At 65.5% G+C, this 12,526-nt stretch carries 12 protein-coding genes; 4 read left to right on the top strand and 8 right to left on the bottom strand.

Features of this window, described 5'->3' with window-relative positions; genetic code table 11:
• Positions 1-21 precede the first annotated feature (21 nt).
• Together F7O44_RS03130 and F7O44_RS03135 are read right to left on the bottom strand one after the other, a co-directional pair.
• Complete coding sequence (locus F7O44_RS03130; protein WP_174255871.1) at positions 22-855, bottom strand: ABC transporter permease; 834 nt, start codon at positions 853-855, stop codon at positions 22-24.
• On the bottom strand, positions 852-1,814 hold the full coding sequence (locus tag F7O44_RS03135; RefSeq protein ID WP_162448697.1) for an ATP-binding cassette domain-containing protein: 963 nt from the start codon (positions 1,812-1,814) through the stop codon (positions 852-854). Before F7O44_RS03135 ends, F7O44_RS03130 begins: the two co-directional genes overlap by 4 nt.
• A 120-nt stretch (positions 1,815-1,934) precedes the next feature.
• Here F7O44_RS03135 and F7O44_RS03140 point away from each other — a divergent pair, with 120 nt between their 5' ends.
• The gene (locus tag F7O44_RS03140; protein WP_162448698.1) at positions 1,935-2,852 is read left to right on the top strand and encodes a TetR/AcrR family transcriptional regulator; all 918 of its coding nucleotides are present in this window, start codon (positions 1,935-1,937) and stop codon (positions 2,850-2,852) included.
• A 98-nt stretch (positions 2,853-2,950) separates the two neighbouring features.
• Here F7O44_RS03140 and F7O44_RS03145 read toward each other — a convergent pair whose 3' ends face one another.
• From F7O44_RS03145 to F7O44_RS03165, 5 genes are all read right to left on the bottom strand, one after another.
• A complete protein-coding gene (locus F7O44_RS03145; protein ID WP_162448699.1) occupies positions 2,951-3,889 on the bottom strand; it encodes a carbohydrate ABC transporter permease in 939 nt (312 codons plus the stop codon).
• Positions 3,889-4,812: an ABC transporter permease subunit gene (locus F7O44_RS03150; protein ID WP_162449307.1), complete on the bottom strand. Its 924-nt coding sequence runs from the start codon at positions 4,810-4,812 to the stop codon at positions 3,889-3,891. Before F7O44_RS03150 ends, F7O44_RS03145 begins: the two co-directional genes overlap by 1 nt.
• A 108-nt stretch (positions 4,813-4,920) precedes the next feature.
• A complete protein-coding gene (ngcE, locus tag F7O44_RS03155) occupies positions 4,921-6,393 on the bottom strand; it encodes an N-acetylglucosamine/diacetylchitobiose ABC transporter substrate-binding protein (RefSeq protein ID WP_162448700.1) in 1,473 nt (490 codons plus the stop codon).
• A 65-nt stretch (positions 6,394-6,458) separates the two neighbouring features.
• Positions 6,459-7,226, bottom strand: coding sequence for a sugar isomerase domain-containing protein (locus F7O44_RS03160; RefSeq protein ID WP_162449308.1), 768 nt, complete (start codon positions 7,224-7,226; stop codon positions 6,459-6,461).
• 42 nt (positions 7,227-7,268) lie between these two features.
• On the bottom strand, positions 7,269-8,243 hold the full coding sequence (locus F7O44_RS03165; RefSeq protein ID WP_222850995.1) for a MurR/RpiR family transcriptional regulator: 975 nt from the start codon (positions 8,241-8,243) through the stop codon (positions 7,269-7,271).
• A 242-nt stretch (positions 8,244-8,485) separates the two neighbouring features.
• On the opposite strand from F7O44_RS03165, the gene F7O44_RS03170 reads away from it, so the two are divergent.
• Positions 8,486-9,598 (top strand): N-acetylglucosamine kinase, encoded by a 1,113-nt coding sequence (locus F7O44_RS03170; RefSeq protein WP_162448701.1) that lies wholly within the window; start codon positions 8,486-8,488, stop codon positions 9,596-9,598.
• 93 nt (positions 9,599-9,691) lie between these two features.
• On the opposite strand, the gene F7O44_RS03175 is transcribed toward F7O44_RS03170, so the two are convergent.
• Positions 9,692-10,963: a serine hydroxymethyltransferase gene (locus tag F7O44_RS03175; RefSeq protein WP_162448702.1), complete on the bottom strand. Its 1,272-nt coding sequence runs from the start codon at positions 10,961-10,963 to the stop codon at positions 9,692-9,694.
• A 210-nt stretch (positions 10,964-11,173) separates the two neighbouring features.
• On the opposite strand from F7O44_RS03175, the gene F7O44_RS03180 reads away from it, so the two are divergent.
• The gene (locus F7O44_RS03180) at positions 11,174-11,968 is read left to right on the top strand and encodes a glycerophosphodiester phosphodiesterase family protein (RefSeq protein WP_222850996.1); all 795 of its coding nucleotides are present in this window, start codon (positions 11,174-11,176) and stop codon (positions 11,966-11,968) included.
• A gap of 127 nt (positions 11,969-12,095) precedes the next feature.
• The gene (locus tag F7O44_RS03185; RefSeq protein WP_162448704.1) at positions 12,096-12,506 is read left to right on the top strand and encodes a hypothetical protein; all 411 of its coding nucleotides are present in this window, start codon (positions 12,096-12,098) and stop codon (positions 12,504-12,506) included.
• Positions 12,507-12,526: the final 20 nt, after the last annotated feature.

The following is a 12,526-nucleotide window of genomic DNA, read 5'->3' on the forward strand; positions in this document are numbered from 1 at the left end:
CCGCTACGAGTGCCGGACCGACTATGAGGCGGTCCGGCGACGGAAGAGGCGCCCGGAGATGGGGATGACGACGGCCAAGATCGCGACGCACCAGAGCACCCCTTGCCAGGCGCTGTCGCCGATCGGCATGCCCATGAGCAGCCCGCGGACGGTCTCGATGATCGGCGTCAACGGTTGATGCTCCGCGAAACCGTGCAATACCGACGGCATGGTCTCCGTCGGGACGAACGCGCTGCTGACGTAGGGCAGGAAGACGATGAAGAAGGAGAAGCCGAAGGCCGCGTCGACCGACTTGGCGAGCAGTCCGAACATGACCGCCACGAAGGTCATCATCAGGATGAACAGAATGATCATCCCGATGGCGCCCAGCCATTCGAGCAGCGAAGCTGTCGGGCTGAAGCCCATGAGCAGCGCCACGACGATCACCAGCGTGGTGGAGACCAGGTTGCGCACCATGCTGGCGACCACATGGCCCAGCACGACGATCCAGTTGTTGATCGGCAGTGAACGGAACCGGTCGATCACCCCGGTTGTCATGTCGTTGGTGATACCGGCGGCCGTCTGGCCCGCGGCGAACCCGGCCGTCAGCAGGATGACGCCCGGTACCACGTAGTCGATGTAGTCGGAGTGCGCGATTCCTGCTTCGATCGCGCCCCCGAACACGTAGGTGAACAAGAGAAGAAGCAGCACGGGCAGCGCCACTCCGATGAGCAGGGAATCAGGAGCGCGCAGCGAATGCCGCATGCTCCGTCCGATGAGCACGATCGAGTCCCCTACGGACCAGCCCAACCGGGTACGACGGCCGGCCCGGCTCGATGCGGGAACCAATGGGGGTGTGAGATCAGTGGTGGTCATGCCGCGTCTGCTTCCTCGTGCGTGGGGTCCGAACCTGTCAGGGCCATGAATACGTCGTCGAGCGTGGGCCGCGACAGCGTCATGTCGGCGACCTTGACGCCCGCTAGATCGAGCGCCGTCAGAACCTGACGGACGTCGTCCGGTCCGTCCACGGCCAAGCTCAGCCGCCGGTCCTGATCGTCCAGCCGGAGCGTGTCGCCGCCGATGACGGCGGCCGCCGCCGTGAGTTCGGCTGAGTCGGCGAACTCCAGCTCCAGGCGTTCTGTTCCGACCGCCGACTTCAGATCGTCAGGTGTACCCTCGGCGATGATGCGGCCGTCGTCGATCACTGCCACCCGGTCGGCCAACTGGTCGGCTTCCTCGAGATACTGGGTGGTCAGCAGGATGGTGATACCGGATTGCAGGAGCTCACGGATCACGTTCCACATTCCCTGGCGGCTACGTGGGTCCAGACCCGTGGTCGGTTCGTCCAGGAAGATGATTGGCGGTTTGGCGATGAGGCTGGCAGCTAGGTCCAGACGGCGGCGCATTCCGCCCGAGTAGGTTTTGACCGGCCGTTTCCCGGCGTCAACCAAGTCGAACTGCTCGAGCAGCTCATCCGCCCGCTGCTGTGCGGCGGCCTTGCCGAGGTGATACAGCCGGCCGATCATCACGAGGTTCTCGCGCCCGGTCAGGATCTCGTCGACGGTCGCGTACTGCCCCGTGATCCCCATGACGTTGCGCACCTCATCCGGCGCCCGCGAGACGTCGTGCCCGGCGATGGTCGCCACTCCCCCGTCGGCGGGAAGCAGGGTGCTCAGTATTCGCACGGTGGTGGTCTTGCCGGCTCCGTTCGGCCCCAGCAGCGCGAACATGGTGCCGCGTTCGACCGCGAGATCCACGCCGCGTAGTACCTCTGTCTTCTTGAACGACTTCGTCAGCCCGGTCGCTTCGATGACGATCGGTGGTTTGTCGGTCATGCCGCCTCGCTCCTTCTAGCCTGTATCGGTATGCACCATAAACTGTATGCGTCGTACACTAGGTATATGCTATACACAGTTCTAGGATGGTCGTCAATTCGATTGCACGGAGAGGACGGGATGAACGCAGACCAGCAAGACGGATACCCGGTGCGGACCCTGGAACTGATGTGGGGCCTCACCACACCGTCAAGCCGTGGCCCGAAGGCGTCGCTCAACGTGGAGAAGATCGTGCGGACCGCGATCGGCATCGCGGACGCCGAAGGGCTCGATGCTGTGTCGATGCGCCGGATCGCCGAGGAGCTCGGCTTCACCACGATGTCGATCTACCGGCACATTCCGAGCAAGGAAGATCTCCTCGACCTCATGCAGGACGCCGCGGCCGAGATACCGGCCGACGTCGACTTCGCGGACATGCCGCAGGACAACTGGCGAGAAGCCATTCACTGGTGGGCACAGCACAACCTGATGATGTTCCGGCGGCATCCATGGTGGCTGGACCTGCCTATCAGCGCTCCTCCGATGGGCCCGCACCACGTCCGATGGATGGAGCAGATACTCCATGCCCTGCGGCCCACCGGGCTCCCCGCGGACGAGAAGCTCGGCATTCTGCTGCTGGTCAGCATGTATGCGCTCAGCATCGGCCGCCTCGACTATTCGATGTCCCAGGGGTCGGCGCGCACCGGCGTCCAGCCCGAGGAATGGGTGAAGGTCTACAGCGAGACTCTCGCCAAGGTGATCGATCCCGCGGAGTTTCCGGCGGTAGCCGAACTGATCCAGGCCAACGTCCTGTTCGCCGGCCCCGGCTCAGCGGCGCCCGAATCCGGCACACCCGAGTCCGCCCCGGAAAGGGCCCACGCAGACAGCGCTCACTCAGACCAGGCCCACTCAGACCAGGCCCAATCAGACCAGGCCCAGTTAGACCAGGCCCAATCAGACCAGGCCCAGTTAGACGAGGCTCAACAAGACCTACGGTTCGGCCTTGACATCATCCTCGACGGCATCGAAGCCCTCATCGCCCGCCGCCAAGCCCGGTGATCGTCAGTGGGTTGTGGTCGTTCCCAGGTGATCGTCAGTGGGTTCCGGTGGTGGTTTAACGACCACAACCCACTGACGATCACCGGGCAGGGGTGTGCCTACTTCAGGACACCGGCGGTCAGGCCGGCCTGAATCCGCTTCTGGAACAGGATGTAGACGATCAGCACCGGCAGCAGCGCGATCACCAGCCCGGCGAACAACGCCGTCCAGTCGGCACGGAATCCGGTGTTGGCCGCCAACGTGCCCAGCCCCTGCGCCAAAACCCGTTTGTCTCCGTCCTGCATGATCACCAGCGGCAGCACGTACTGGTTCCAGTGGCCGAGGAAGTTGAACAGCGCCAGGCTGATGATTCCCGGCTTGGCCATGGGCAACATGATGCGGAAGAACAGCGCGAAGTGTGAGCAGCCGTCGACGATGCCGGCTTCGGCCACCGACGAAGGCAGCGTCCGGAAGAACGCAGTCAGGAAGAACACGGTAAACGGCATCGAGAACGCCGTGTACACCAACGCCAGGCTCAGGTAGCTGTTGAGCCCGAGGAACTGGCCGATCACCGGGATCTCGCCGGTGTTGCGCACGATGAAGAACATCGGCACCAACGCCAGGAACACCGGTAGCACAAGGCCACCGAGGAATCCGTAGTAGATCAGGCGGTTGCCCGGGAACTCGTACCTGGCCAGCACGTAAGCCCCCATGGCGCCGAACAGCATCGTCAGGGTCAGTGACATCGTCACGACGATGACGCTGTTCACGAAATACTGCCCGATGTTCGCCGCGGTCCACGCCCTGGCGAAGTTGTCCCACTGGAGCCCGCTCGGCAGACCCATCGGATCCACCCGGAACTCGCCGTTCGTCTTGAACGACGACATGATGGCCCAAAGCAGCGGCAGTGTCGTGATCAGACCCCACAACAGCAGGAACCCACTGTTCAGCAAGCCGATGGCTCTGCCCCCACCGCCCATACCCGGCCGGCGCCGCCGTTCCTGACGCTCCCGCTCCACCATCGCGGGATCCTTGTGCTCCTTCTGTGTGGCCGTCATCACCCGAGCTCCACTCGTTCGCGCCGGAGTACTCGCATGAACAGGATGACGATCGTCATCGTCAAAACAAGCATGAGCACACCAATCGCCGCGGCGTATCCGAACCGGCTGCTGGCGAAGGCTGCGCGGTAGATCGCTACCCCGAGGACATCTCCCGCTCCGTCGACGCCGCCGTGGACGCCGAGCATGATGTGCACGATGGCGAAGCCGTCCATGGCCTGGATCGCCATGTACACCCAGCCCACCTGCACGGTGTCCCAGACCAGGGGCAGGGTGACTTTCCGGAACGTCGTGAGCCGGCTGGCCCCGTCCAGTAGCGCCGCCTCGTAGATGTCTTTGGGGATGGACTGCATCGCCGCTGAGAAGAGCACGACGTAGAAGCCGACGAACGACCACGTCATCACCAGGACGACGACCCAGATCAGGTACTTGGGGTCACCTAGCCACAACCGGGTCAGCGCGTCCAGGCCGATCGCCGAGAGGAGGCCGTTCAGGATCCCACCGGCGGACTCGGGCGCGAAGACGTACTTGAACAACACCCCCACGATCGCCACCGACAGCACTTGCGGAAAGAAGTAGACGACCTTGTAGATCGACGATCCCCGCACCCCGGTGATGGCCGCTTTGCGACCACGTCCGCCGACGTTGAGCATCGACGCGAAGAACAGCCCCAGGAACAACGTGAGGACCGGAACGACCACCAGCAGGATCATGTTGTTGCGCAGTGCGACCCAGATCTGGTCGTCGTTCCACATCCGCACGTAGTTGTCGAATCCGATGAAGTTCTGCGTGGCCGTCAGGCCGCTCCAGTCGGTCATCGAGATGTAGATCGCCTGGACGTACGGCGACAACATGTACATCACGTAGATACCGACGGGCGGGAGCAGGAACGCCAGCACGAAGGGGTAGGTGCCCTTCTTCAACGGGTTGCTGGCCCGGCCACGCTGGGATCGCCGGCGCCGCGCGTCTTGCGACGGCGCGGCGCCAGCGGCTTTGGACAACGTCATTCGTGTGGTCCTCGAGGAGTCGGACTACCTGGTGTACTTCTCGATGGAGTCGTCGTCGCGAATCTCGGCGGCGGCCGCCTCGCACTGATCGACCCACTCGTCGACGTCGATGGCGCCGCGCAACAACGCACCCGTCGCCTGGTCGATACCCGGGTTCTCCATGGTCGGATACCACGTGGGGTACAGCCAGTTGACGACGTTCTCGCCTGCCGCACTGAGCGCTTCCTGAGCGGAAGACAGTCCCGGCGCCTCGATCTCGACGCCGTCGGACGCCCCCAGGACAGCTGTGAGGCTGGTGACCTTCTCGGTGAAGCCCCGGGCGCCATCCATGGACAGCATCGCCCGCATGTACTCCATACCGGCGCGCGGGTTGTTCGCCTGAGCGGGAACGATGTACGGCTCACCAGCGGTGGCGCGGATCGTCTCCACCGGCATGACGGCATCCGCCGACAGCAGCGGCTCCGGCATCACCGCCAGCTCGAACGTCGGGTCCTCACCGATCGCGTCGGCCTCTTCGTTCTCGATCCACGAACCGGACGGGCAGAACACCGCCTCACCCCGGGCCCACAACCCCTGCGCGTCCCGGAAGTCCATACCCTCGACGTCCGGAAGGTAGTAGCCCCGCTGGCCGAGATCCCACAGCGCATGTGCGGACTCGCGAATGGCGTCATGGCCCCAGGCACCCTCTTCGAGGTTGTCCAGCGGAACAAGAACGTCGGGGCCGGCGAGTTTGGCGGCCATGGTCAGCAGCGGCCAGTTCATGTACCGCGGAGCGGTGACACCCTGGTACACCCACGGCGCGATGCCGTGGTCGGCGATGTCCGCGCAGACGTCCAGCATCTCGTCCCAGGTGGTGGGCACCGGCCAGCCGTTCTCGTCCATGAGCGTCTTGTTGTACCAGATGCCGAACACGGTGAAGGCGTAGTTCAGCACATAGGGGGTGCCGTTGCGGCTCCCCAGCTCGATGGTGCCCGGAATGAGCGTGTCGCGTACCGGAACGTCCGGGTCGTCCCAGCTCGGCGCGTCGAGCAGCGGCGTCAGGTCGGCCAGCAGGCCGTCGGAGATGAGCTGCCCGGTGTCCATCTGGCCGTCGCCGGAGTTGTTGATGAAGTCCGGGGGCTCGTTCGCGGCGAACCGCGCTTGCAACTCAGCGCCGATGTCGACGGCCGCGTTGTGGTTGATCGTGACGTCCGGCCACCGTTCGCTGAAGATCGGCTGGTGGAGGTCGGTGGCGTAGGCGTCGCCGAAACCACCGTCGAAGATGTAAATCTCTACCGGCTCGTCCTCGGCGATACCCAGGGGGTTGTCGTCGCTGACGTCGGCCGGCGGCGCGTCGTCGCCGTCGTCACCGTCGTCGTCGCCTCCACCACCGGTGGCGCAGGAAGCCAGGAAGGCACTTCCCGGACCCAGCGCCATGCCGCCGATAGCCAGCCGCTGCAGGAACTTCCGCCGACTGGGGCCGGTCGATGCCGTGGTACGTGTCGTGCTGCTCGCCATGGTGTGTCTCCTTATCGAACCCGCTGATGCTGAAGCGTGTGCGGAACGGATGGCTGCCGGGCCCCTCAGCCCCCGCGCCGGATCCGTCCCTCGTACCGTTTGAGTAGTGCGTCGTTGTGGGTGTCCCCCGCCGGAACGTTGGCGGAGAGATAGACAGGGGCTTCTTCGCCGGCGGCCAGCAGCCGGCGCACCACCTCTGCCGTGAGGAACTGCGCCAGCAGGGCAGAGGTGATGGTCGAGACCGCACACACTGCGCCACCGCCTGGTAGGGGCAGCACGGCGTCGCCGAACGGCCCGCCGTTGTCCAACACCACGTCGGCATAGTCAGCCAGCTTGCCTCCGGAGGGGTGCCGAGATTCCACCTGGGCGCTGTGGGCCAGCGAGGTGATCGCGATCAGTGGGTGCCCGCGCTCCTTCGCCAGACCCGCCAGTCCTACGACGCTGCCGTTGATTCCTGAGTTCGACGCGATGACGAACGCGTCCGCCGGATCGACGGGGTTGGCTTCGTACAGGCGTCGTCCCAGGTCCGGATCCCGTTCTATCCGAGGATCGGCCAGGATCGACGGTGATTCACCGCCCTCGACCACGAGGTCACGCAACGCGATCCGATTGGATGGGATGAGCCCACCCGCCCGGCCGGCGATCTCCATGGCGATGGCCTGCGAATGGCCGGTGCCGAACGCCTGGATCACCCCGCCGTTCCTGATCGATTCCGCCATCAAGTCAGCGGCTCGCGCGATGTTTTCCTTCTCGGTGGCCGCGACCCGCTCAATCGCCTCGCGCGCCTGAACCAAGTAAGCCTCTGCGCTGACCGCCCCGACGGCGTCTGGCACGGACTCGGTGCTCAGGTCACGCGTCGTCTCGTCGTCACTCACCTACTGCCCCACCTTCTTCACTCGTGGTCCCTTCCGATGGCCGCTCACCGCGTCCGCGGTCATCTTCAACGCGGCGATGGTCTGCTCGTGGCGCCGCTGGGCCACCGCCACGTACACGAGGTCGAGCACGATGATCTGCGGCAGCCGTGAAGCCATGGGGGCGGGACGGAAGGTCGTTTCGTGGGTCGCCGTGGTCAGCACGATGTCGGCGACCTCCACCAGCGGTGAGTCCGGGACGTTCGTCAGCGCGACGGTGGTAGCCCCGCTGCTGGCGGCTACCGAGAGCATTTCCAGCGTCTCCTGGGTGGCGCCTGAGTGCGAGATGCCAATGGCGACGTCGCCGGGCTTCAGCAGCACGGAGCTGGTGAGCCCGGAGTGCACGTCACCCCATACCCAGGTCGGCACGCCGATGCGGTGCAGGTTCAGCTGCATCTTTCCCGCGACGAGGGTGCTACCGCCGGCGCCGTACAGTTCCACCCGACGGGCCTTGTCGATGGCTTCGGCGGCCCGGTCGACGGCTTGCAGGTCCAGCTGGGCGATGGTCTCCTGGATAGCCCGGATCTCGGCGGTGGCGACCAGGCTGGCCACCCGGTCAAGCGGATCGCTGGGGTTGATCTCCCGCCCGATGTCGATTTCCCAACCGGCGACCGACGACGATCGTCCGGTCTCCTCCGCCATGGCCAGCCTGAGGTCGGCGTAGCCAGGAAGGCCGAGGGCGCGGCAGAAACGGGTCACCGTGGCCGGGGAAGTGCCGCTGCGCTCGGCTGTCTCGAGGATGGTGGAGCGGGCCACCCCGGCCGGCGCCGACAGCACCTGTTCACCCACCCGTTGCAGCGCGGTCGGCAGGTTCGGCAACATCGCACGCGTCCGGGCCAGTACCGCGTCACCACTGAGCCGCTCGCCCGCCCGCACGAGGCCGTCGCCGGCCTTGTCACCGGCGCTGTCCCCGGCAGGGGTGACTACTTGTTCGGCCACGGTTGCTCCTCTGCTTCCAACTCTGCGAGCTGACCGCTAATGTCTCGTTAACGAGGTCTTCATGCCCGTCTTTGGCGCCCTGCCGCCTCGACTACGCGTGACCCGATTGTGAGTTTCACAACCACAACCATGCTGTAGTGTCCTGAAAACTATTTCTACCGCCTCGCAGTGTCAAGGCTTTCGCCAGAGGTTGTAGAAGCGTGACATGGTGGCGACACCATCGAGACCTGGAGAGGTGGCTTTTGACGACTCCGACGGCGCTGGTGCTCGGGCTCGACATCGGTGGCACGTCCACCCGGGTGCTCGTGGCCGACACAGCTGGCCAGCTACACGGCGCCGGGACCGGTCCCGGCGCCAACCTGACGTCGCACTCGGTCGACAACGCGTTCGCGGCCATATTCACAGCTCTTCGAGATGCCGTCGCCGACATCGACCCGGCAGAGGTTCGGCAGGCGCACATCGGCACAGCCGGTCCCGCGAACTTCAAGCAGCCCGGCGTGGGGGCAGCGTTCGAGGACGTCTGGCACGGCGCCGGGCTCACCTGTCCGTACGAGATCACCGGCGACCCGGAAGTCGCGTTCGTGGCGGGAACCCCGGAGCCCGATGGAAGCCTGCTCCTGTGCGGCACCGGAGCGGTGGCTGCCCGGTTCGAGGACCGCAGGCGCATTCACACCGCGGACGCCCATGGGTGGCTCCTGGGCGACATGGGCTCTGGCTTCTGGCTCGGCCGTGAGGCCGTGCGCTCCACGCTGGGCACGCTCGGCCGCCTCGACCTCCCGGGACCGTTGGGCCGAAAGGTGATGCACGAGTTATTGGTCGCGCCCCCGCGGCCCGTCTCGGCGGAGCGGGTCTCCCCCGGGCCTTCCGCGAACACGGTCGCCACCGACCCCGGACCGGCCACCGAATCCGGATCGGTCACCGAACGGCTCGCCGCACTGAAGGGGCCGGCTGATTTCCGGGCGCTGGCTGACTCGCTGGTGATGAAGGTGCACAGTGAGGCACCGATCGCGCTTGCCAGGCTCGCACCGCTGGTCAGCGACACAGCCGACGACGATCCCGCGGCCGCCACTATTGTCCGCGAGGCCGCGGATCATCTCTTCGGCACGCTATCGACGGTGCGCGCCACCGATGATGGCACGCCGCTGGTCCTGGCCGGTTCATTGTTGACGTCGGCCACTCCGCTACGCCGGCTGCTCGAACCTCGGCTGGCCGAGAAGTGGCCTAAAGCGACTATCTCCGCGGCTCACAACGGCGCCGCCGGTGCGGCGTGGCTCGCGGCTACGCGGATCGTCGGGGCTGACACCGAGGCAGCAACCCGCCTGCACACTCAGCTCCTCGCGTCCCGGCTTCCGTGATCACGAACGGGTGAGCGGCTGGCGTTGTCCCTTTTCGATCGATGTTGGCCAGGGCCAAACCCTGGCCAACATCGATCGGGACTGGCTGAGGGCTCAGCCGAGGCCGGGTACCGGGAACCGGCCGGTGAGCTCAGAGACCTCACCGTGCACCTGGCCGACAGTCTTCTCGATGGTGTCGGAGTTCTCGCTGGCCAGCGCGCTGACCACCTCGTCGATCCAGCGAGCTACCTCGCGCATCTCGGCTTCAGCCATGCCGCGGCTGGTCAGCGCTGCCGTGCCGAGACGAAGCCCGGACGGGTCGAAGGGCTTGCGGGGGTCGTAGGGAACCGCGTTGTAGTTCGTTTCCAGACCAGCGCGGTCGAGATTCTGCGCAGCCGGCTTGCCGGCCACTCCCTTGGAAGTGAGGTCGATGAGGATCAGATGGTTGTCGGTGCCACCGGAGGACAACGCGAACCCGCGGGACTGGAGCTCGTCGGCCAGGGCTTTGGCGTTGGCCACGATCTGGTGCGCGTAGGACGAGAACTCAGGCGTACCTGCCTCGTGCAGCGCAACGGCAATACCCGCCGTGGTGTGGTTGTGGGGCCCGCCCTGCAGACCAGGGAAGACTGCCTTGTCGATGGCTTTGGCGTACGGTTCGGTGGCCATGATCATGGCTCCGCGAGGGCCACGCAGAGTTTTGTGCGTCGTCGTCGTGACAATGTCCGCATGCCCGACGGGAGAAGGATGCGCACCACCGGCAACGAGGCCCGCGATGTGAGCGATGTCGGCCACCAGGACGGCATCGACCTCTTTGGCGATCTCGGCGAACGCCGGGAAATCGATGGTCCGCGGAATCGCCGTACCGCCACAGAAGATCAACTTCGGGCGTTCACGCAGCGCAAGGTCGCGGACCTCGTCCATGTCGACTCGCCCGGTCTCACGTCCGACGTTGTAGTGCACCGCGTTGAACCACTTGCCGGTAGCCGAGACGGTCCAGCCGTGCGTGAGGTGCCCACCCATGGGCAGCGCCATGCCCATCACGGTGTCGCCGGGGGTGGCCGCGGCTAGGTACACGGCCAGGTTCGCCGGTGAGCCGGAGTATGGCTGAACATTGGCGTGCTCGGTGCCGAACACCGCCCGGGCCCGGTCTACCGCGAGGGTCTCGATCTGGTCGATGTACTGCTGGCCCTCGTAGTAGCGGCGGCCGGGATAGCCTTCGGAGTACTTGTTGGTGAGCACGGTTCCGCTGGCTTGGAGCACGGCCGAGGAGACATAGTTCTCCGAGGCGATGAGCTTCAGCGTGTCGCGCTGACGCCCTTCTTCAGCGGTGATCAGATCGGCCAGCTGGGGGTCGACCGTACGCAGGTCATTCGGAGTTGCGGTCATGACGCGGGGCCACTTCCTTTCCTCGTCTGCTGTTCGTCCGGAGTCCCCAGGCGCGCGGTAACTCCGCCGTCAGCTCCCTGGTGGTCAGTTCCACCTCAGCCCGCGTCATACGGGCCGCTATGCGCCAGTCGCCACGGCCCTCACGATAGCGGGAAGCGCGAGCGGATGACACTGGCCCTCGTCAGGCGCGGGCGTCATAGGCTGTCGTATGTGGTCAACGTGCGTCCGCAACCTCCGCACCCCTACTTCGAGAACTCCGGCCCGATCGCGCTTGCTCATCGTGGCTTCTCTCTCGAGGGATTCGAGAACAGCATGCGCGCTTTCGCGGCGGCGGTAGACCTCGGCTACCGATATGTCGAGACCGACGTCCACGCCACGGCAGACGACGTGCTCGTCGCCTTCCACGACGCCACACTGGACCGGGTCACCGACGGAACCGGGGCGATTGCTCAGCTCCCGTGGTCCACGGTGCGCCAAGCCCGCATCGGCGGGGTCGAGGCGATACCGCCGCTGGAAGATCTCCTCGGCACCTGGCCCGAACTCAGAGTGAACATCGACGTCAAAGCCGCATCCGCGATCGCGCCCACCGTACGTGCCATCGAACGGACGGCCGCACACGACCGCATCTGTATCGCCTCGTTTTCCGATGCCCGGCGTCGTGCAGTGGTCCGAGGCCTCTCCAAAGCGGTGGCCACGTCCGCCGGGCGGTCGCTGACGACTAGCTTCTACTTCGCGTCGAAGGCCGGCATGATCACGAGGGCGCGCCGGTGGCTCAGCGAGATCCACTGTCTTCAGATGCCCCGCCGGGCTGGTGGGCTGCAGCTCGTGACGCCACGTGTTGTTTCCGACGCCCACACGGCGGGCCGTCAAGTGCACGTCTGGACCGTCAACACCGCCGAGGAGATGCACCGGCTCCTGGACCTCGGTGTCGACGGCATCGTCACCGACCGGGCCGACGTACTGCGCGAAGTGCTCATCGCGCGTAACGCCTGGCCCACCCGATGATCATGAACATTAAGTGACCAATATGGTCACTTAATGTTCATGATCATCGGTGAGGGGTAGCGCTTATCACGCCTTGCCTGTGGACAGCAAGGTGCTATCCACACGGCAGGTGGCCGAGCATCACCACATGACAATCAACCTGTATCTGCCCTCCACCGACGACGTCCGTGCACACCTCGGCGCTGCCCGTCGGGCCGGTGTTCTGCCGGAGCGCTCTTTGCACTTCCTCGTCGGCGACTTCCACAACTTCGCGAAGATGGGGATCTTCGTCGACGACGTGCCGCCGGATCCGCCGCTCACCGAGCGAGTTCGGGTACTGCAGAACTCGCTGACGGTACTCTCAGAGGCTGTCGTCGTACACAGTGTCCTGCTGGCCATCAGCCGCCCTGGTGCTGCCGAGGTCACGTCCGGTGACCTCGACTGGCGCGATGCCTTCAGCACCGCCACGGCGGCGGCAGACATCACCAATCATGGCGTCTACCTCGTCACCGCCGCTCATGTGGGCCGGCTCGGCGGCCCGACGTCCATGGCCGCATGAACGTCGTCGGGCGCACGAAT

Origin of the sequence: Phytoactinopolyspora mesophila, from assembly GCF_010122465.1 — a bacterium.
In the GTDB taxonomy this organism is placed as follows: Bacteria; Actinomycetota; Actinomycetes; order Jiangellales; family Jiangellaceae; genus Phytoactinopolyspora; species Phytoactinopolyspora mesophila.